Source organism: Pseudomonadales bacterium (assembly GCA_041395945.1).
GTDB lineage: Bacteria > Pseudomonadota > Gammaproteobacteria > Pseudomonadales > Azotimanducaceae > SZUA-309.
The window spans coordinates 359,732-380,122 of record JAWKZN010000003.1 but is presented as its reverse complement, the minus strand read 5'-3'; the positions used below and the strand labels follow the sequence as shown (position 1 = coordinate 380,122).

16 protein-coding genes and 1 pseudogene are annotated in these 20,391 nt (G+C 60.4%); 11 read left to right on the top strand and 6 right to left on the bottom strand.

Going from position 1 to position 20,391, the window contains the following annotated elements; genetic code table 11:
- Positions 1–9 precede the first annotated feature (9 nt).
- Positions 10–1,455 (top strand): TrkH family potassium uptake protein, encoded by a 1,446-nt coding sequence (locus R3E82_22985; GenBank protein MEZ5553761.1) that lies wholly within the window; start codon positions 10–12, stop codon positions 1,453–1,455.
- Between the two features lie 6 nt (positions 1,456–1,461).
- Here the strand turns inward: R3E82_22985 and R3E82_22980 are convergent, their stop codons facing one another.
- Both R3E82_22980 and R3E82_22975 read right to left on the bottom strand, forming a co-directional pair.
- The gene (locus R3E82_22980) at positions 1,462–2,346 is read right to left on the bottom strand and encodes a lysophospholipid acyltransferase family protein (GenBank protein MEZ5553760.1); all 885 of its coding nucleotides are present in this window, start codon (positions 2,344–2,346) and stop codon (positions 1,462–1,464) included.
- The gene (locus tag R3E82_22975) at positions 2,334–2,924 is read right to left on the bottom strand and encodes a DNA-3-methyladenine glycosylase I (protein ID MEZ5553759.1); all 591 of its coding nucleotides are present in this window, start codon (positions 2,922–2,924) and stop codon (positions 2,334–2,336) included. Before R3E82_22975 ends, R3E82_22980 begins: the two co-directional genes overlap by 13 nt.
- Before the next feature lie 64 nt (positions 2,925–2,988).
- Here R3E82_22975 and gmhB point away from each other — a divergent pair, with 64 nt between their 5' ends.
- Positions 2,989–3,606: a D-glycero-beta-D-manno-heptose 1,7-bisphosphate 7-phosphatase gene (gene gmhB / locus R3E82_22970; protein MEZ5553758.1), complete on the top strand. Its 618-nt coding sequence runs from the start codon at positions 2,989–2,991 to the stop codon at positions 3,604–3,606.
- Entirely contained in the window at positions 3,603–4,364 is a 762-nt protein-coding gene (locus R3E82_22965; GenBank protein MEZ5553757.1) for a lysophospholipid acyltransferase family protein, read from the top strand. Before gmhB ends, R3E82_22965 begins: the two co-directional genes overlap by 4 nt.
- Here the strand turns inward: R3E82_22965 and gyrB are convergent.
- From gyrB to dnaA, 4 genes are all read right to left on the bottom strand, one after another.
- Positions 4,348–6,750 carry a DNA topoisomerase (ATP-hydrolyzing) subunit B gene (gene gyrB, locus R3E82_22960; protein ID MEZ5553756.1) on the bottom strand — a complete coding sequence of 801 codons (2,403 nt, stop codon included), beginning with the start codon at positions 6,748–6,750 and terminating at the stop codon, positions 4,348–4,350. The genes R3E82_22965 and gyrB overlap by 17 nt on opposite strands.
- The gene (gene recF / locus R3E82_22955) at positions 6,751–7,980 is read right to left on the bottom strand and encodes a DNA replication/repair protein RecF (GenBank protein MEZ5553755.1); all 1,230 of its coding nucleotides are present in this window, start codon (positions 7,978–7,980) and stop codon (positions 6,751–6,753) included.
- A 23-nt stretch (positions 7,981–8,003) separates the two neighbouring features.
- Complete coding sequence (dnaN, locus tag R3E82_22950; GenBank protein ID MEZ5553754.1) at positions 8,004–9,119, bottom strand: DNA polymerase III subunit beta; 1,116 nt, start codon at positions 9,117–9,119, stop codon at positions 8,004–8,006.
- A gap of 155 nt (positions 9,120–9,274) precedes the next feature.
- A complete protein-coding gene (gene dnaA / locus R3E82_22945; protein ID MEZ5553753.1) occupies positions 9,275–10,615 on the bottom strand; it encodes a chromosomal replication initiator protein DnaA in 1,341 nt (446 codons plus the stop codon).
- Between the two features lie 1,069 nt (positions 10,616–11,684).
- Here dnaA and rpmH point away from each other — a divergent pair.
- From rpmH to R3E82_22905, 8 genes and pseudogenes are all read left to right on the top strand, one after another.
- Entirely contained in the window at positions 11,685–11,819 is a 135-nt protein-coding gene (gene rpmH, locus R3E82_22940) for a 50S ribosomal protein L34 (GenBank protein MEZ5553752.1), read from the top strand.
- Between the two features lie 524 nt (positions 11,820–12,343).
- Positions 12,344–12,571 (top strand): annotated as a pseudogene (gene yidD / locus R3E82_22935) (membrane protein insertion efficiency factor YidD).
- 143 nt (positions 12,572–12,714) lie between these two features.
- The gene (yidC, locus tag R3E82_22930; protein ID MEZ5553751.1) at positions 12,715–14,442 is read left to right on the top strand and encodes a membrane protein insertase YidC; all 1,728 of its coding nucleotides are present in this window, start codon (positions 12,715–12,717) and stop codon (positions 14,440–14,442) included.
- Positions 14,420–15,841 carry a tRNA uridine-5-carboxymethylaminomethyl(34) synthesis GTPase MnmE gene (gene mnmE, locus R3E82_22925; protein ID MEZ5553750.1) on the top strand — a complete coding sequence of 474 codons (1,422 nt, stop codon included), beginning with the start codon at positions 14,420–14,422 and terminating at the stop codon, positions 15,839–15,841. The genes yidC and mnmE overlap by 23 nt, the downstream gene beginning before the upstream one ends.
- Positions 15,842–15,889: 48 nt before the next feature.
- Positions 15,890–17,920, top strand: coding sequence for a tRNA uridine-5-carboxymethylaminomethyl(34) synthesis enzyme MnmG (locus R3E82_22920; protein MEZ5553749.1), 2,031 nt, complete (start codon positions 15,890–15,892; stop codon positions 17,918–17,920).
- Positions 17,920–18,651 (top strand): 16S rRNA (guanine(527)-N(7))-methyltransferase RsmG, encoded by a 732-nt coding sequence (gene rsmG, locus R3E82_22915; GenBank protein ID MEZ5553748.1) that lies wholly within the window; start codon positions 17,920–17,922, stop codon positions 18,649–18,651. The genes R3E82_22920 and rsmG overlap by 1 nt, the downstream gene beginning before the upstream one ends.
- Positions 18,636–19,466, top strand: a complete 831-nt coding sequence (locus R3E82_22910) for a ParA family protein (protein ID MEZ5553747.1) — start codon at positions 18,636–18,638, stop codon at positions 19,464–19,466. Before rsmG ends, R3E82_22910 begins: the two co-directional genes overlap by 16 nt.
- Positions 19,459–20,349 (top strand): ParB/RepB/Spo0J family partition protein, encoded by an 891-nt coding sequence (locus R3E82_22905; GenBank protein ID MEZ5553746.1) that lies wholly within the window; start codon positions 19,459–19,461, stop codon positions 20,347–20,349. The genes R3E82_22910 and R3E82_22905 overlap by 8 nt, the downstream gene beginning before the upstream one ends.
- The last annotated feature ends 42 nt before the right edge of the window (positions 20,350–20,391 follow it).

Below are 20,391 nucleotides of genomic sequence, written 5' to 3'. Positions count from 1 at the left end.
CGGGGCGTCATGCATTTCTCTGTCATTCTGCGCATCACCGGCATCCTGCTGATGCTGTTCAGCACCACGCTGGCTTTACCGGTGATCGTCGCCCAGATTTATCAGGAGACCACCACCCCCGCCTTTGCCCTGGCGTTCGCCATCACCCTCTTCACCGGTCTGCTGCTTTCCCTTGCACCCAGGGGCCGGCGCGAGCTGCGCGGGGGTGACGGGTTTCTGATCACCGTGCTGTTCTATCTCGGGATCGGACTGTACGGGGCGCTGCCCTTCTACCTGACGGACTCGGTGCATGCGACCTTCACGGATGCTGCGTTTGAATCTCTGTCGGCACTCACGACCACCGGCGCCACCGTGTTTACCGGTCTGGATGATCTGCCGAAGTCGCTGCTGATATACCGCCAGTTCCTGCAGTGGCTCGGCGGCATGGGCATCATTGTACTGGCAGTCGCCATCCTGCCGATGCTGGGTATCGGTGGCATGCAGTTATACCGGGCGGAGTCTCCCGGCCCGGTCAAAGACGCCAAGCTTACCCCGCGGATTACCGAAACGGCCAAAGCACTGTGGATCCTCTATCTGATCCTCACCACCAGTTGTGCCTTCAGCTACTGGCTGGCCGGGATGTCAGTTTTTGATGCCATCGCCCACAGTTTCTCTACGGTCGCCATCGGCGGTTTCTCGACACACGATGCCAGCATCGGTTATTTCAACAGCGCCGCGGTAGAAGGGGTGGCCATCGTCTTCATGCTTTTTTCCGGCATCAATTTCGGACTGCACTTCATGGCCTTCAACCGGCGCAACCCTGCGCTCTACCTGCGGGATACTGAATCCCGCGTGTACGTCTTTGTTGTCAGCGCAGTGGCCGCCGTAGTCTGCTGGGTGCTGATACAGCATCCCGAGGCCACGGATACTCCTATTCGTTCGGGCCTGTTCCAGGCGGTATCGATCGCCACCACGACCGGATTCACCACCACCAACTTCAGCCTCTGGCCGTCGGTCACGCCCGTACTCCTCATGCTCGCCGCGTTCGCCGGTGGCTGTGCGGGATCAACTGCCGGTGGCTTGAAGATCATCCGGGTGCTGTTGATCTACAAACAGGGGGCGAGGGAGATCAAACGTCTCATCCATCCGAATGGCGTGTTCCCGATAAAGATTGGTGCTCAACGCGTCCCCGGGCGGGTGATCGAAGCCGTGTGGAGCTTCTTTTCGGTTTATGTGCTGGTGTTTCTCACCATGCTCACCCTGCTGATGCTGATTTCCGATCTCGATTTCACCACGGCGTTTTCAGCCATCGCGGCCTGCCTGAATAATCTCGGCCCCGGCCTGGGCAGTGTGGCCCTGCACTACGGTGATCTGTCCGAGCCGGTGAAGTGGCTGCTGGTGTTTGTGATGCTGCTGGGGCGCCTGGAAATATTCACACTGCTGGTGCTGCTTACTCCGGCATTCTGGCGCCGCTGAGCAGGTTCAGTCCGCGTAGAGTCTGGTTGCGCCAGCCGGCAGCCGCTTGAATCTTTTGTACTCCCACTGATACTGCGCGGGATCCTTTCTCACCAGGGTTTCGATGGCCCGGTTCATAGCGGTCACAGAGACGAGCTGGTCTTCTGAATACACCGCCTCATCCACCGGCTCGAAGCACAGTTTGAAGCCGTCCTTTACCCGTCGACACGAACACAGCAGCACCAGCGGTTTCGTGCTCTGAATGAGCCGGTGGGCAAAGGTCATGGTCAGCGCCGGGCGTCCGAAGAAAGGCGCATAGATGCCTGCGCTGGGCGCTGGAACCTGATCCGGGAGCAGCGCCGTGAGCCGACCGGATTTCAGCGCCTGAAAGACGGAGCGCAGTCCCGGGCCATCGATGGGTGCAAGGCTGCCGCCCGTCCGTTCCCTTGTTTTTCTGATCTGTGCATCCAGCGATGCCACCCGCGGCGGATCGTAAAGCGCGGTAAAACCGTAGCGTCCGATGTAGAGGGCTATCATCTCCCAGTTACCGAAGTGCGGGGCCAGCAGCAGCACGCCCTTTTTGATCGCCAGGGACGACTCCAGATACGAAGCGCCTTCGACATCCCTGTAGAGCGTCTCGAGTCTGTCCGGGCTCCAGTGAAAAGTGATGCCGGTCTCGGCCAGCAGACGACCGGTATGGCAGAGACTGGCTTTCGTGAGCCGATCGATTTCTGCATCGCGTAGCGCAGGGAAGCAGTGTTTGAGGTTGGCGCGGGTGACCTTCGCCGGTCGGGTTCTGAACAGCCAGCCGATCTGACCGATGAAGTTGCCAACCGTCACCGTGGCCCGGAACGGCAGTGCGGCCATGATCCGGGTCCAGATGCTCAGCAGCAGCGGGGCTAGAGCAGCCAAGACTTTGCCTCAACAGAGCATCGTTTGTGTGCCGCGCAGTCCACGAGGTGATCGTTCACCATTCCTGCACTCTGCATCAGGGCATAGCAGGTCGTCGGGCCGACAAAGCGAAAACCGGCTTTTTTGAGCGCGCCGGCCATCGCCCTGGATTCGCTGGTTTCCGATGGCACATCGGCCATGCGTTTGTAACGGTTCTGGATGGGTCTGCCATCCACAAAGGACCACAACAGATGCGCGAGTCCGCCGTCGAGCGCCAGCGTGGCCCGGGCGTTGCCGATCATGGCTTCGAGTTTACCCCGGTGACGGATCACCCCGGCGTCGTTCATCCAGCGCTCGAGCGCGGGTGTCCCTGCACTACTCAGCTTTGCGGGCTCAAAATTGAAAAATACCTTCTGCATGTGTGCCCGCTTGCGCAGCACGGTCAGCCAGGACAGCCCGGCCTGCATGCCTTCCAGCACCAGGCGCTCGAACAGCGCCCGCTCGTCGGCGACAGGGACACCCCATTCCTCGTCGTGGTACGAGACATAGAGCGGGTCGTCCCGGCACCATGGGCAGCGTCGGGGGTCGGTTTTGACCATGATCGGAAAGTCCCGTAGATTGCGCCGCGATTGTAACCAACCGCCCACCGAGAATAAGCGAACAATGTCCGATCACGCCAATTCGAATTGGGACCGGGGTGGTCCGGCGCCTCGGCGCCTGATCCTCCTGGATCGGGACGGCGTGATCAACTTCGACTCCCCGGCATTCATCCGCTCCGTCAGCGACTGGCGTCCGATCCCGGGTGCCCTCGAGGCAATTGCCCGGCTGCACCACCGCGGGTTTCAGATCGGTGTCTGCACCAATCAGTCCGGAATCGGCCGGGGTCTGCTTACCGAAGCCACGCTACTGGAGATCCACGCTCGCATTGACCGGGAACTGGCCGCCATGGGAGCCGGTATTCACGCCTGGCGCTATTGCCCGCACCTGCCTGAGGCGGGTTGCAGCTGCCGCAAACCCCGGCCGGGCATGCTCCTGGATCTCATCGCCACTTTCGCTGCGAACGCCGCCGACACCTGCTTTGTGGGAGATTCGCTGCGCGACCTGCAGTCCGCACAGGCCGCCGGCTGCGAGCCGGTTCTGGTACGCACAGGGCACGGACAGGCAGCGGAGGCCGAAGCGCGATCCTCCGGGGTAACACGGATCTACGATGACCTGCAGGCGTTCGCCACCGCGGAGATCGAAGCCCTCGGCAAACCGGCGGACGGACTGCAACATAAATGATGTTGCGCTCCGCCGCCTTTTATCTGGGGTATTCCCTCGCCACCATTGTCTGGGGGGCACTGTCAGTCCTCTTTGCCTGGATACTGCCGTACCGCCAGCGTTTCGCTTTTGTGGTCGGCTGCTGGACCCGCTTTTCGCTCTGGTGGCTGCGCATCACCTGCGGCATCGGACATCAGATCGAAGGTCTGGAGCATCTCCCGACCAACCCCTGTGTGGTGATGTGTCGCCACGAGAGCACCTGGGAGACCCTGTTTCTACAGACGCTGCTGGCCCCCCAGGCCACGCTCATCAAACGCGAACTGCTGTGGATTCCCTTCTTCGGCTGGGCATTCGCCCTGCTCAGGCCCATCGCCATAGACCGCAACAAATCACGTGGTGCGCTGAAGCGGCTGATCCGTTCCGGCCGCGAACGGCTGGACGACAACATCTGGGTGGTGATGTTCCCGGAGGGTACCCGCATGCCACCTGGCAAGACAGGTCGCTTTCAGGTGGGTGGTGCCGCTCTGGCAAGCGCCGCCGGCTCGCCACTGGTGGTGATCGCCCACGATGCGGGCCGGTACTGGCCGGCGCATCGGTTTCTGAAGACCCCAGGCACCATCCGGGTGAAGATCGCACCACCGATTCACAGCGCAGGCCGGGACAGCAAAGCGCTGACCCGGGAGGCAGCCAGCACTACGGAGCGACTAGTAAAAGAGCTTTACAGTGTTGCTGCGGTTGCGCAACGGCATCCTGCACCCGGTCTTAGACGTCCAGGTTGACCACCGACAGCGCGTTCGTTTCGATGAACTCCCGCCTCGGCTCCACCTGGTCACCCATCAGGGTAGTGAACATCTGATCCGCTGCGATCGCGTCATCCACAGTCACCCGCAACATCCGGCGGACTTCCGGATCCATGGTGGTCTTCCAGAGCTGGTCCGGATTCATTTCGCCCAGCCCTTTATAGCGCTGGATGTCCACACCCCTGCGGGCTTCGGTCAGCAGCCAGTCGACCACTTCCCCGAAGCGTGAAACCGGGGTCGATTTGTCACCCCGGCGAATATAGGCGCCCGGGTTCAGGAGGCTGGCCAGACGCTCACTCATCCGGGCGATACCCCGGTATTCGGTGCCGGAAAAGAACGCGTGGCTCAGTGTGATCTGCTCGGTAATACCCCGGATACGCAGCTCGACCCGCGGACAGTAGACCTGACGCTCCGGATCGAGACGAAGATCGACACTCACATTTTCAGCGGCGAGACGGGTTTGTAAGCGCTCGCTCCAGACCTTCATCTGCGCTTCGTCGTGGAGCATTTCCAGGGTGACGGCCGGCATGTCGATCAGGGCCTCGGTGATGCTCAGGGGATAGGCCCGGGACGCCTGCTCGAGCCGCAGCAGCAGCATCCGGTAGTCCTTCGCCAGGGTTTCCAGTTCGGCGCTGGCCATGGGTGTTGCATCCGGGCTGGTATAAAGCTGAGCTTCTTCCAAGGCAGTGGAAAGAAAGTGGCCATTGAGCTCCACATCGTCTTTTACGTAACGCTCCTGCTTGCCTTTCCGGACTTTGTAGAGCGGTGGCTGAGCGATGAAAATGTGTCCGCGCTCGATCAGCTCGGGCATCTGCCGGAAGAAAAAGGTGAGCAGCAGAGTACGGATGTGAGAACCGTCCACATCCGCGTCGGTCATGATGATGACCCTGTGGTAGCGCAGCTTTTCGATCGCGAATTCATCCCGGCCGATGCCGCAACCCAATGCGGTAACCAGATTGCCCACTTCTGCAGAAGAAAGCATCTTGTCGAAACGCGCCTTCTCGACGTTCAGGATCTTGCCGCGCAGCGGCAGGATCGCCTGGGTACGTCGGTCGCGACCCTGCTTGGCAGATCCGCCGGCAGAATCACCCTCCACCAGATAAAGCTCGGAGTGAGCGGGATCTTTTTCCTGACAGTCAGCCAGCTTGCCGGGCAGTCCGGCGATATCCAGTGCGCCTTTGCGCCGGGTCATTTCCCGGGCCTTACGGGCGGCCTCCCGCGCGCGCGCAGCGTCAATCATCTTGCCAACAACCGCCCGAGCATCCTGGGGATGCTCCACCAGATAATCCGAAAAATATTGGGCAAGTTCCTGTTCAACCGCAGTCTTGACCTCACTGGAAACCAGTTTGTCTTTTGTCTGTGAAGAAAATTTCGGATCATGCACCTTGACGCTGACCACAGCGGTCAGACCCTCCCGGGCGTCATCACCGGTGGTAGATACCTGGATCTTCTTCAGCAGCCCCTCCCGCTCGATGTAGCCATTCAGAGTCCGGGTAAGTCCCGCCCGAAAGCCGGCCAGATGGGTACCACCATCGCCCTGGGGGATGTTGTTGGTATAGGCAAACACCTGTTCCTGAAAGGCATCATTCCACTGCATCGCAACTTCCACAGTGATACCGTCTTGCCGCTCGCTGACGAAATGAAAGACCTGGTTCAGCGTGGTCTTTTTACCGTTAAGGTACTCTACAAAGGCCTTTAATCCACCTTCGTAAAGAAACTCTTCTGATTTACCCGTCCGCTCATCTTTCAGGCGTATGCAGACCCCGGAGTTGAGGAAAGCCAATTCCCGCAAGCGCTTTGTCAGAACATCGTAGTGAAACTGGATGTTCTTGAAGGTCTTATCCGAAGGTTTGAAGTAACACTCGGTGCCCCTGTTGCTGGTTTCACCGATTTCAGCGAGGGGCGCTTCCGGCACGCCATCCCGGTAGGTCTGTTCATACACCTTGCCATCCCGGCGTACGGTCAGACGGAACTCTTCAGAAAGGGCGTTGACTACGGAGACACCTACGCCGTGCAGACCACCGGACACTTTGTAGCTGTTGTCATCAAATTTCCCCCCGGCATGCAGGGTGGTCATGATCACCTCGGCGGCGGAAACACCTTCTTCTCCGTGTATGTCTACCGGAATACCGCGGCCGTTGTCCCGGACAGTAACCGCTTCGCCACTGTGAACAATGACATCTACCTGATCACAGTGACCCGCCAGCGCTTCGTCGATGGCGTTGTCCACCAGTTCCTGCACCATGTGGTGCAGCCCGGTGCCATCCTCCGTGTCGCCAATGTACATTCCCGGACGCTTCCGCACCGCATCCAGTCCCTTCAGGACTTTGATGTTTTTTGAGTCGTAGGTCGTATCCTGTGGCATTTAGTCTCCTGTGGGGCGCTCGCCCCGTTCCCTCTGCACCACGCCCTGTTTCACGTGGAACATCCTGAATTCCTGTCCTGACCCAACGTCCGGTGCCTGCGCAGGGGCTTGTGCACCCGTGAACCCAGCCGGAATAGCCGCTTCGACTGCACTGTCCCTGGCCAGCATACGGGGTGGGCCACCATCTGCGGAGAAAAGCGCCGCTAACTGCAGTTCCTGCGGCGGTGGGGTCGTACCCGTCGCCAGAATCTGGGCGCCGGTATCCCTCAACAGTGTGAGCAGCCTGCGGCCGTGATCAATATCCAGCTCCGCGCCCAGGTCATCTATGAGAAATACCGTGCTTCTCTGCTGGGTTTCAGCAAGCAGCGCGGCCTGACTGATCAACAGCGCACTCGCGACGATCTTCGCCTGGCCCCGCGACAGCACACCGGCTACCGCCTTTGTTTCATGGGTCAATACCACATCGGCTCTGTGTGGGCCGGATTGCGTCGCGCCGAATTTTAACTCGCGGCCCAGGCTTTCACCCAACACTTTCTCAAGCCCCGCCTCTTCCGACCAGCCGCAGACGTAATCAACCGTTATCTGCAGGCCCGGTGCAAGTGTCGCCAGAGTCTTATCGAAATGAGGCGACAGACGCTGCAGATAATCCCTGCGCTGCCCGGTAACCGTTTGCGCAAGTTCGACAAACTGACGGGTCCAGGGCGCGAGCCTGTCTGCTGCTGCACCGTCCCGGAGCAATGCGTTGCGCTGCTTGAGTACCCGCAGACACTCACGCAGTGTGATGAGGTAGTCATGTTTCACGTGAAACGTACCCCAATCCAGCCAGCGTCTTCGTTCTCCCGGTGCCCCGAAGACCAGTTCAGCGACATCCGGCAGCATTACCTGTAGTGGGGTCAGTCGCGCAATCTCAGACATGCGCTTCTCCTGGGCGCCATCTATCCGGAGTTCTGTTTTTAACTGGCGGTCTTTCCGCACAGCCAGTGTCACCTCACCCCGCCACTCGTCCAATCCCCGCGCCCGGACGATCAGCTCTTCCGAGCCATGAGAGATCAGGGGCTGGATTTTCGCCGTACGAAAGGATCGCCCTCTGCACAGGATATGCAGGGCTTCGAGCAGCGCCGTCTTCCCGGCGCCGTTGTTGCCACGGAAAAAATTGAGTCCACCGGCCAGCTCGATTGAAACCGACGCGAGATTCCGAACGTTCTGAATGTCGAGGCGCTGGAAACGCACGCGATAGGGTGCGCGCCGACTGGCTAGAGGCGCATGGGCATGACGACGTAAACCGCGTCTTCCTTACCCACGCCTTCAATCAGGGCGCTGCTGTTGGCATCGGAAACGCTGATCTGAATCTGTTCCGTGTGCAGCACAGACAGTACGTCCTGGAGATAACTGACATTGAAGCCGATTTCCACCTTCTCGCCCTGGTAAGCGACAGGCACGATTTCTTCAGCCTCTTCCTGCTCCGGGTTATTCGCCTGGATCGTCAGCTGATCATCCTCAACGATCAGGCGGACGCCGCGATACTTTTCGTTTGAAAGAATCGACGCGCGAATGAACGCCTGCCGGAGCGTCTCACGATCACCGGTGACCGACCGATTGAGATCCCGGGGCAGAACCTTTTCATAGTCAGGAAACTTACCATCTACAAGTTTCGTGGTCAGCTGATAAGCGCCGCGGGAAACCTTCAGGTGATTGGAGCCCAGCTGCAGAACCACCTCGTCATCGCCATCATCCAGCAACCTGCTGAGCTCGAGGACGCCTTTGCGCGGCACGATGGCCTGAACCCGACTGTCCCCCACGCCCTTTCCTTTCAGCGTGCACATCGCAAGCCGATGTCCATCCGTGGCGACCGCCCTCACATGATCCCGGCTGATCTCGAGGAGCATGCCATTGAGAAAATACCGCACGTCCTGCTGAGCCATGGAAAAGCTGACCTGGTCCAGCAAACTGCGGAACTCACCCTGGGTGAGGCGGATTTCGGTATCTCCAGCACCCCCCTCGACCTTCGGAAAATCCTGTGCCGGGAGTGTCGCCAGGGAAAACCGGCTGCGACCGGACCGGACTACCGCACGTTCGCCCCCCACCTCGACCGTGACCTGCGAGCCCTCCGGCAGCGAGCGCCAGATATCACTGAGTTTGCGCGCAGGAATGGTGACCTCACCTTCCTGGGTGATGTTGATTGCACCCGATTCAGTACTGAGCTCGGAGACCAGCTCAACTTCCAGATCCGTGCCGGTCAGGGAGAGCTGCCCATCCCGGGCCACCACTAACAGGTTTGCCAACACCGGCAGAGTCTGGCGGCGTTCGACCACCCCGGTAACCAGCTGCAGGGGACGCAGGAGTGACTCTCGATCGGTGGTGAATTTCATAGCTTACCTATTATCAACGTCGGGTTATCAGCGTCGGGCGTTCCACACCCGGTACGGGGCCCGGGGTTCGTTTTTCCAGGGCTGCAGCGCAAAAACAACCCACCGCCCAGACACCGGGCCCTCGTCGATATCGAGCCCGAACCCCGTCGCTGCCCTCAGTTGGTCAGAAGCCTGTTCAGGTTTTTGTAGTCTTCCGCGATATCCGCATTTGACTCTCTGAGCTCGGCAATCTTCCGACAGGCATGCAGCACCGTCGTATGGTCACGGCCGCCAAAGGCTTCCCCGATCTCAGGAAGCGAGTGATTGGTCACCTCTTTCGCCAGCGCCATCGCAACCTGTCGAGGTCTGGCAATGGTCCGATTTCGACGCTTGGAGAGAATATCGGAAATCTTGATGTTGTAGTACTCGGCAACCGTGCGCTGGATGTTGTCGATACTCACCTGACGATCCTGAATCGCCAGCAGGTCCCGCAGTGCACGCTTGACCTGTTCGATGCTGATGCGGCAACCGGTAAACCTCGCGTTCGCGATGACCCGCCGGAGGGCACCTTCGAGTTCCCGGACATTGGAGCGGATACGCTCCGCAATGAAAAAGGCTACCGAGGGCTCGAGGTCGATCTGCTCGGCCTCCGCCTTCTTCATCAGAATAGCCACCCGGGTCTCGAGCTCCGGTGGTTCAACTTCAACCGTGAGGCCCCAGACGAAACGTGATTTGAGGCGCTCCTCCAGGCCGTCGATCTCCCTGGGATACCGGTCGGAGGTCAACACCATCTGCCGGCCCTGCTCGAGCAGAGCGTTGAATACATGGAAGAATTCTTCCTGTGAGCGCAGCTTCTTGGCGAAAAACTGAATGTCGTCGATGAGCAGCATGTCCACCGACCGATAGTAGGACATGAAATCCGCCATCGTCCCCTGCTTGAGGGCACTGACCATATCCTGCACAAAGCGCTGGGAATGCAGGTAGACGACCTTGGCATCCGGATTGGCCTGTCTGACCGAATTACCGACCGCCTGCATGAGGTGCGTCTTGCCGAGTCCAACGCCGCCATATAGTAGAAGCGGGTTATAGGAACGACCGGCGTTCTGGGCAACCTGAGAAGCTGCCGCTTTCGCCATTTCGTTCGACTTCCCCTCGACAAATGTGCCGAAGGTGAACTCATCATTGAGCTTATGGATACCCTGGCGCTCTGCTACACCGCCGCTGCCATCCGCCCTCACAGGGGACGGTTCCGAGTCGGACCCGGTGTCCGTCGCAGCACCAATTTCCAGATGTACTTCGAGTGACTCACTGGCATCACCCAACTGTGCAAGCAGTTCGGTTATCCGATCAAGGTAGTCCGCCTGAATCTGATTCCGCACATAACGATTTGGCGCCATGATGCGCAGACGATTGTCTTCACGACGCGCCTGCAGCGGTCTGATCCAGGTGTTGTATTGTTGCGAGGATAGCTCATCCTGTAGCCGGTCAAGGCACTTGTGCCAAACGGAACGTCCCACCTAACTCTGCCCCCGAAAGTCATCCGTTCTCTTATTTTTAAGGGTCATTAAACCGTCCGACCCTTCGCTTTTATCAGCGCTCGTACTGCTGAGTCTGCTGTTATTCTCAGTTATTCATTCTGAGTAGTTTCAGTTTAGTCGCTTGCTTCTCTTATTCTTTTTTAGCTCTTATTCTTTTTTCAGCTCTTATTCTTTTTAACTTTCATTTCTTTTTAACTTTCATTTCTTTTTAACTTTCATTTCTTTTTAGCGCTTGTTTTTACTCTTCTTTCTGCTCTTCCACATTCTGTTTTGTCGTCTGCCGGGCAGCTTCGGGCAATCTCATCACCACCAGACCTGCCGGCACACTTAGACGACAAAGCCTTCCCGGTATCGAGCCTCCAGACTATTCGAATTTCCCGGACAGCAGTACTTCGTATTTCAGCTGATTCAAAGAGCTCGGATGGTGCAGAACCCGTCGAGCGCTCAACCCTCTTCTTCCGGGGTCTCGCTCGCTTAAGGCTGTCGTTTCCGATTCGCAGTCATTCTAGCCACGGTGCTGCGCAAATTGCTACGCAATGCTGAGCAATTACCGGCGCTTTTTTTTATCCCGCGCAATATCAGAAACTTAGCAGCCGGCCAGGTACATCTTATGTACCCACAACGCCGGACTACAGTGTGTGCAACCCGCTGGAGAACCTGTGGATAAAATGCGTTTCAAGACGGTTTTCCAGTGGCTATCCGGCCTGCCCGCATTCTATCCACACTCAACCACCGTTACTCAGGCCGGGATGTACACAGTTCCCCCCGGCCACAAGTCGCTCTTACCACTACGGAAACGGGCTTTATCAACAGGTCCGGGCGGCTCAACAAACAACAACCATATATCTCATTTCAAAATAGAAATTATTATTCTTAACTAACTCATCGTCATGTCAGTTCCCCGGTGCAAGGTCCGCGAGGGCCCGGGTCACGCACTGGCCACACCGGCGTTGACAGCCGCCTGCAGCGTTCATACAATCCCGCGCCCTTGTCGAGCCAGACCTTCTTACGACAGAGCGGTCCGGAGCGCGTCAACAGCGGTGACATCATGAAGCGAACCTTTCAGCCGAGTAACATCAAGCGCCTGCGCACCCACGGATTCCGTGCCCGCATGGCCACAAAAAACGGTCAGAAAGTGCTCAACGCCCGCCGTTCCAAGGGTCGCAAGCGCCTCTGCGTCTGAGCCCGGAGGTTTTGCATTGCTGTACCGGCGCTGAGGTCCCATTCCCGGCAGGTCCCCAGTTACAGGATCTCTGAACCCGCGCAGCTGAGGGCACCATCATGGCCACAGCCCCCGCGTTTGCGTTTCCTCCCAGCGCGCGTCTTTTAAAATCTGTCGAATTCGAGCAGGTATTGCGACGAGCGGATATCCGCCTGCGCGATGGACCGTTACGTCTGAACGCGGTTTTCACTAGAATGCACGACGCTCGACTCGGACTGATTGTGGGTAAGAAGGCCATTCCCCGGGCCCACACCCGAAATCGCGTCAAGCGTATCGTGCGCAACCGGTTTCGGTGCTGCAGGAGCACGCTGGGGCCTGTGGACGTGGTGGTACAGGTCGTCGGACCCGTAACACCTGCCCAGCTGCATCGGCATCTGGACCATCTGTTTGATGAACTGGAAGGCAGATGCAGGTCGGCGGCTGACACTGGGCGGCTGCCGGGGCAGCCCGGCTCAGATGATTGAAATGGAGAAATTGGGCGGACTATGAGACTGACGCATCTGCCAGCGCTGCTCGCCAGGGTGGTAATCCGCACCTATCAGGTGGTGTTGAGTCCTTTCATCGGCAATCAGTGCCGGTTTCATCCCACCTGCTCTCATTATGCGCTCGAGGCGATCGAACACTATGGTGCCGTTCGCGGGAGCTGGATGGCGCTGCGGCGTATCGGTCGCTGTCACCCGTTCAATCCCGGCGGTATGGATCCGGTGCCCCCTCGTGACTCCGGCAACCAGACCTCCCCGGGCAGGCCTCATCCGCTTACAGGAAAAAACAGCATGCACACACAGGCCCGGCACAGTGACGAAAAGACCCGCAGCCCTTCAACCGTGAGCCCGGGTTGATGGAGGGGTTGAAGTCCATGTTACCCACTGAGATCCAGAGAATCGTACTGCTCATCGGTCTGGCCGCGACCGGCTATCTGATGATCCTCGCCTGGAATGATGACTATGTGCAGAATCGTCCGGCCGCCAGCTATTCGAGCGCGCCAGACCCGCAGGCCGACAGTGCCGGCACAGATCAGCCCCTGGCAGACGCCGCACCCGTCGAGACCCCTTCCACTCAACTCACTGATGTTCCCGACGCTTCCCTGATCAGTGCGGGCGAGTCCAGCGCTCAGCCAGGGGTGCCGGTTGCAGAGGTCAGTGTCGATCGGCTTGTCAAAGTACAGACCCCCGAGCTGAACCTGTGGATCGATCGACGCGGTGGTGATGTGGTGAGGGTCGAGCTGCCGGCGTTCCCCATCTCCATCGACGAGCCGGACGTGCCCTATCTGCTGCTCGACAACGGTCAGGGACGCACTTATGTCGCCCAGAGTGGCCTGATCGGCGCAGACGGCATCGATGCCGGCAATGGCCGGCCATTGTATTCCTCAGCGTCTTCGACCTATCAGACGACTGGCACCGAGCCTTTGTCTGTCGTATTGCGGGCCGTCGTCGACGGTCAGGACGTGACCAAGACCTATCGCTTCACACCGGGCACCTATCTGGTAGATGTTTCCTACCAGGTGGTCAACCAGCTGGACAGGCCCATTCAGGCCAGCCTGTTTGCCCAGATCAAGCGGGATGACGGCGAAGCTTATGGTGAGTCCTCCTTCGCACTGGGCCCAAAACCCTATTTAGGCGGTGCGCTCACCACCAACGAAGAGCGTTACGAAAAACTCCACTTCGACGATCTGGAGGATGAGCAGTTCCGGCAGTCCGTAAATGGGGGTTGGATCGCCTTTCTGCAGCACTACTTCCTGAGCGCCTGGATTGCTGAACCTGACCAGACCAACACTTACTACGGCCAGAAGCGCAGCGATAACACTTATGTGTTCGGCTTTACCGCACCGCTGAAGACGGTCGCTCCAGGCGGTACCGGTATCTGGAAGGCCCAGTTCTATGCCGGCCCCAAGGATCAGAAGCAGCTCGAACTGATCTCGCCGAATCTCAATCTCACAATCGACTACGGCTTTCTGTGGTGGCTGGCGGTACCGCTGTTTTATGTGCTCGACTGGTTCCACGGATTTGCGGGGAACTGGGGAGTTGCGATCATTCTCCTCACCGTGCTCGTCAAAGCCATCCTCTATCCGCTGAGCGCAGCCAGTTACAGATCGATGGCCAACATGCGCCGGGTTGCGCCCCAGATGAAGCGACTGCAGGAGCGCTTCGCGGACGACCGGCAGAAGCTCTCTACGGAAATGATGGCACTGTACAAAAAGGAGCAGGTCAATCCGCTCGGGGGGTGTCTGCCGATGCTGCTGCCCATGCCGATTTTCATTGCCCTTTACTGGGTTCTGTTCGAAAGCGTGGAACTCCGGCAGGCACCTTTTGCACTGTGGATCAACGACCTGGCGGCCATGGACCCCTACTTTGTGCTGCCTCTGCTTATGGGTGCCAGCATGTACGTGACCCAGATGTTGAGCCCCGCGGTGGGTGACCCGATGCAGGTCCGCATGATGAAACTCATGCCGGTGATGTTCACGGTTCTCTTCCTCTTCTTCCCCGCAGGCCTCGTCCTCTACTGGCTGGTGAACAACGTTCTCAGCGTTGCCCAGCAGTGGTATGTGATCCGCCAGACCGAGCGTGCCACAGCCGCGAAAACCTGAGTCGGATCCGCCGATCCGTCAGACTCTGTCCACTGATACCATTGCAGCGGTTGCTACCGCTGCCGGTCAGGCGGGTGTGGGCATCGTGCGGGTCTCCGGTCCCGCCGCGCGCAATATTGGAGCAATGCTCAGTGGTGCGCCGCTGCAGCCGCGCCGGGTGACCTTCCGCACCTTTTCCAGTCCTGCAACCGGCGAGCCGGTGGACTCCGGGTTGCTGCTGTTTTTCGAAGGCCCGGCCTCCTTCACCGGAGAGGACGTGGTGGAGTTCCAGGGTCATGGCGGACCCGTAGTTCTGCAGATGCTGCTCGATGAGATCCTGGCCTCTGGTGCACGCATGGCCCGCCCTGGAGAGTTTACCGAACGGGCGTTTCTCAACGGCAAGCTTGACCTCGCCCAGGCTGAAGCGGTTGCTGATCTGATAGCCGGTGCCTCGGTGGCGGCAGTGCGGGGCGCCAGGCGCTCCCTGGCCGGTGAATTTTCTGCCGCCGTGCACAACATTGACCGTCAGGTGGTCGAGTTGCGCATGTATGTGGAAGCGGCCATCGACTTTCCCGACGAAGACATCGACCTTCTGGCCGATGGCCAGGTGGCTGCGCGAATCTCCACCATCCGTGCTGAGCTCGAGCGGCTGCGGGCCGCATCGGCCCAGGGCGTTCTGCTGCGCGAGGGCATCAGCCTTGCGCTGATCGGCGCGCCCAATGTCGGTAAATCGAGTCTGCTCAACCGTCTGGCCGGCGAGGCCCGGGCCATTGTGACCGATATTCCCGGCACAACCCGGGATCTGATCCGGGTGGATCTGGTGCTCGACGGTCTGCCTGTGGAACTGGTGGATACCGCCGGACTGCGCGAAGCGGGCGATGCGGTGGAACAGGAAGGCGTCCGGCGGGCCGTCGCTGCGGCACGGCAGGCGGATGTGGTGGTGTGGGTGCGGACGCCGGACGCCGTTGTCCGGCCGGTGGATGTGGTGCCGGGCGACACAGGCTCAACCGAATGGTCGTTCGATTCTTTACTGACGGATATCGAACCGGGCCGGCTGATCCGGGTGTTGAACAAGGTGGACCTTCTGCCGGTCGAGACGGCCATCGCAGCCGGGAACGACGTTGCGGTATCGGCGCTGACCGGCGCGGGGCTCGAGGCGCTCAAGCAGATGATCCGGGAGCGGGTGGGTTTCATGCCAACCGAGGGCACCTTCACCGCGAGAGCCCGACACCTCCACGCTCTGGATCGGGCTATGCAGGGGCTGGACCGGTCAGTCGAACTCTCCCGTGACGCGGTGCCCGGGGAGATCGTGGCGGAAGAACTCAAGCTGGTGCATGCAGCGCTCGGGGAGATCGTCGGGCAGATGACGAGCGATGCACTGCTCGGTGAGATCTTTTCGCGCTTCTGTATCGGCAAGTAGTAAAGAGTATACTCGCGCCCCCGAAAATCAGGCGTTTACGGGCTGAAAGTGAACACTGCAGAGGATTTCCCGGACAGTTTCGATGTGATCGTGATCGGCGCCGGCCATGCCGGATGCGAAGCCGCGATGGCGTCCGCGCGGCAGGGCGCGCGCACGCTGCTGCTTACCCAGTCACTGGAAACCATCGGCCAGATGTCCTGTAACCCCGCCATCGGCGGCATCGGCAAGAGCCATCTGGTGCGGGAGATCGATGCCCTGGACGGCATTATGGCGAAAGCCGCCGACAGGGCAGGCATTCAGTTCCGCATCCTCAATTCGAGTAAAGGACCGGCCGTGCGGGCGACCCGCGCCCAGGCGGATCGGCAGCTCTATCGTCAGGCCGTACAGACCCTGCTCGCGGAGCAGGACAACCTGCGCATATTTCAACAGTCGGTGGTGGACCTGATTCTCAAAGGGGATCGTGTGACCGGTGTCGTCACCCAGATGGGCCTGCGCTTTCATGCCGCCGCAGTGGTGCTCACCACCGGGACCTTCCTCGGCGGTCGGATTCACATCGGCCTCGAGAACCATCCCGGCGGCCGGGCGGGCGATGCCCCGTCCAATGCTCTCGCAGAAAAACTTCGGGCGCTGCCCCTGCGCGTGGACCGACTGAAAACCGGCACGCCACCGCGCATCGATGGTCGAACCGTCGACTTCAGCGTGCTGCAGACTCAACCCGGGGATGAGCCGACCCCGATGATGTCCTTTCTGCACGAGGCGGAAGGCACCGCGGACGGTCAGCTGTCGCCGGTACAGCTGAGTGGCCAACCCTCACCGGATTCGGATTCATCCCGGCACGAGCTGCGCCGGCCCCGTCAGGTGCCTTGTTACATCACCCACACCAACGCGGCCACACACAGAATCATTCTGGGTGCGCTCGATCGCTCTCCGCTCTACACCGGAGTGATTGAAGGGGTCGGGCCACGCTATTGTCCGAGCATCGAAGACAAGGTCGTGCGTTTTGCCGATCGGGTACAGCATCAGGTGTTTGTCGAGCCCGAGGGGCTCAACACCCCGGAGCTCTATCCGAACGGCATTTCGACCAGTCTCCCCTTTGATATTCAGCTCGCGCTGGTGCGCAGCATCGCAGGCTTCGAAAACGCCCACATCACCCGCCCGGGTTACGCGATTGAATACGACTTCTTCGACCCTCGGGATCTGCAGTACTCACTGGAGACCAGGGTACTGGGCGGGTTGTTTTTTGCAGGCCAGATCAATGGCACCACGGGATACGAGGAAGCGGCCGCCCAGGGTCTGCTGGCTGGCCTCAATGCTGCCCGGCAGGTTGCAGGACGTGCGCCCTGGTGTCCGGGCAGAGACGAAGCCTATCTGGGTGTCCTGGTCGACGATCTGATCAACATGGGCACCAACGAGCCTTACCGCATGTTTACCTCCCGGGCGGAATTCCGACTGCGTCTGCGGGAAGACAATGCAGATCAGCGCCTCACCCCTACAGGCAGAGAGCTCGGCATAGTCGGCGACCGGCGCTGGCAGGCGTTTTCCCGCAAGCGCGATGCGCTCAGTGCGGCCGGCAAAGCGCTGGCGGCGGTGCACGTCAACCCCGGCACCCGGCTGGCCCAGGCCCTCGAACAGGCAAGCGGCGAACGCTTCACCCGGGAAACTCCGCTGGTTGCCTTTCTGCGGCGCCCCGGGGTGAGCCTGGAAGCCCTGAGTCAGACCCTGACAGACTGCGGAATTGCCGGTCTGGACGGTGCAGGGTCTGTGCTCGGTCAGCTCGATATCGAGACCAAATACGCAGGCTATATCCTTCGCCAGGACGAAGAGATCGCCAAAATCCGTCGTCACGAGGGCATAGCCCTCTCCCCTGAGATGGATTATCAGGCAGTCTCGGGGCTGTCTTCCGAACTCAGGGAAAAACTCAAGGCTGTCCGGCCCGAAACGCTGGCCAGGGCGTCCCGCATTCCCGGAATGACCCCTGCGGCACTTTCTCTGCTGCTGGTCCATGCCAGAAAAACCGCAGGCACCGGACCCCAGGTCGGTGGATCGCCGCCCCTCGACCTTGCGGACACGGCGCCCTAGTGGCCGGTCGTGCAGAACCGCCGGGTGGCATCGTTGCAGCCGCTGCCCGGCTCGGGGTCGCACTGGACGCCCACCAGGCTGAGCAGCTGGAAAGCTTCGTGGATCTCCTCGGGCGCTGGAATGCGCGCTTCAACCTGCTGTCACGCCAGGATATGGAGCGTATCTGGAGCCGCCATGTGCTCGACAGCCTGAGCCTGCTGCCCCTGTTGCCTCCCCCGCCCCGGAGCAGAGTGCTCGATGTGGGTAGTGGCGCCGGCCTGCCCGGCCTGCCGCTGGCTGTTGCCAGTCCTGAGCGTACCTTTCTCCTTGTGGATCGCAATCAGCGCAAGACGCGCTTCCTCGAACTGGCCGTTCACACCCTTGGACTCGTCAACGTGCGCTGTGTCTGCGGTGATGTTGCCGGGCTTTCCGGGGAGGAGCGCTTTGATGTCATCGTGTCCCGGGCGGTCGCGCAGCCTGCGCAGCTGTGGGCCTGGTGCGGACATCTGCTCGCCGAGGGCGGCAGACTCGTGCTGATGACGGGGGCCGGTGGACACCCCGCCAGGGAAGCTGCCGAACCGGACCCATCCGGGCAGCCGGAAGCGCGGTCAGCGATCCCGCTGACGGGCGCGCACATCGAAGCGCGCTGTGAGATAGAGATCCCGGGGCTTGATCGCCCCCACGAAGTGACCATCATCCGTGCAGGGGAGATTGCACAGACTACAGGGAGACCCGAGTGCCGGATGTCATAGCCGTTGCGAATCAGAAGGGTGGGGTCGGCAAGACCACCACCAGCGTCAATCTCGCAGCTTCCCTGGCGCTCTCCGGCAGCCGGGTGTTGCTGGTGGATCTCGATCCACAGGGCAACGCGACCATGGGCTCGGGGGTTGATAAGTCGGAGCTGGAGAACAGCACCTACGACTGGCTGATCGACGGGGTTGGCCTGGCCGATGTCGTGCAGCGATGTCCGGGCGGGTTTTCAGTGGTGCCTTCCAATACCGACCTGACCGCCGCCGAGGTCAGCCTGCTGCGGATGGAGCGTCGCGAGTACCGGTTGCGCGAGCGTCTCGAAGAAGCGGTCGCTTTCGACTTCGTGATCATCGATTGCCCGCCTTCGTTGAACATATTGACGCTCAACGGACTGATTGCCGCACACAGCGTGCTCATTCCCATGCAATGCGAGTATTACGCGCTCGAGGGGCTCACCGCCCTGCTCGAGACCATCGAGGGTGTGAAGGCTGCCGCCAACCCCGACCTGCGCATAGAGGGCTTGTTACGAACGATGTATGATCCGCGCAACAGCCTGACCCGGGATGTGTCTCGACAGCTGATCGAATATTTCGGCGATCGGGTGTTCCGCACAGTGATCCCCCGCAATGTCAGACTGGCCGAAGCACCCAGCCACGGCCTGCCGGTAATCCTCTATGATCGGCTGTCCCGGGGTGCGGTAGCCTATATGGCGCTGGCTGGTGAGATTAAGCGCAAGCACACACCGGAGTTCAACAGGGCACCGCAGTCACGTGCCGCAACCTCCACCACAAAGGACAGTGCAGACAAGGGTGAGTAAGAAGCGTTTGGGACGAGGACTGGACGCATTGCTGTCCGTGAACAGGTCGGCGTCTGAAGAGACGCCGGTGAGCCCGGTTGCCGGTGAAGACCAGGCCGCAAGGCCCGACCAGCTCCAGCACCTGGCTATTGAGAGCGTGGTCCGTGGCCGCTATCAGCCGCGCCGCACGTTTGACGAAGACAGCCTGGCAGAGCTTGCCGCCTCGATCCGCAGCCAGGGGCTGATGCAACCGGTGGTGGTGCGTGCCCGACCCCAGGGGGGCTTTGAGCTGATCGCCGGCGAGCGGCGCTGGCGGGCGGCCCAGATTGCCGGCCTTACCCGGATACCCGCTCTGATTCGGGAGGTAACCGACGAGCAGGCCTCGGCGATGGCCCTCATCGAGAACATTCAGCGTGAAGACCTCAATCCCCTCGAAGAAGCCGGCGCGCTCGAGCGGCTGAAGGACGAGTTCGGCCTGACGCAACAGCAGGTCGCCGATGCGGTCGGCAAATCCCGGGTGGCAGTGACCAACCTGCTGCGTCTGCTGCATCTGGCCGCTCCAGTCCGGGAAATGCTGCTCTCTGGTGCCATAGAGATGGGTCATGCCCGGGCCCTGCTGTCGCTGGAACCGCTGGACCAGGAGCGGCTGGCCAGAGAGGTATCCGCACGCCAGCTGTCGGTGCGTGCGACAGAGGCCCTGGTACGGCAGAAGCTGGCGCCCGTTTCCAGGGTGCCGAAACGCGCACCAGGCAAAGACGCGGATACCCGTCGTCTCGAGCGGGACGTGAGCGAGCGTATCGGGGCGCCGGTGTCCATAGACCATGATGCCAACGGCCGCGGCAAGGTGGTGATCGGCTACAGCACCCTCGATGAACTCGAAGGCATACTGCGCCATCTGCGCTGAGGAGCCGGCTACCCAAGGACGCGGGCCCGGCAGGTGAGCACC

Bases quoted from the DNA above. Each gene is read 5' to 3' on its own strand.
- R3E82_22985 (MEZ5553761.1), top strand. From the start codon at position 10: ATGCATTTCTCTGTCATTCTGCGCATCACCGGCATCCTGCTGATGCTG.
- R3E82_22975 (MEZ5553759.1), bottom strand. From the start codon at position 2,924: ATGGTCAAAACCGACCCCCGACGCTGCCCATGGTGCCGGGACGACCCG.
- gmhB (MEZ5553758.1), top strand. From the start codon at position 2,989: ATGTCCGATCACGCCAATTCGAATTGGGACCGGGGTGGTCCGGCGCCT.
- R3E82_22965 (MEZ5553757.1), top strand. From the start codon at position 3,603: ATGATGTTGCGCTCCGCCGCCTTTTATCTGGGGTATTCCCTCGCCACC.
- gyrB (MEZ5553756.1), bottom strand. From the start codon at position 6,750: ATGCCACAGGATACGACCTACGACTCAAAAAACATCAAAGTCCTGAAG.
- dnaN (MEZ5553754.1), bottom strand. From the start codon at position 9,119: ATGAAATTCACCACCGATCGAGAGTCACTCCTGCGTCCCCTGCAGCTG.
- rpmH (MEZ5553752.1), top strand. From the start codon at position 11,685: ATGAAGCGAACCTTTCAGCCGAGTAACATCAAGCGCCTGCGCACCCAC.
- yidC (MEZ5553751.1), top strand. From the start codon at position 12,715: ATGTTACCCACTGAGATCCAGAGAATCGTACTGCTCATCGGTCTGGCC.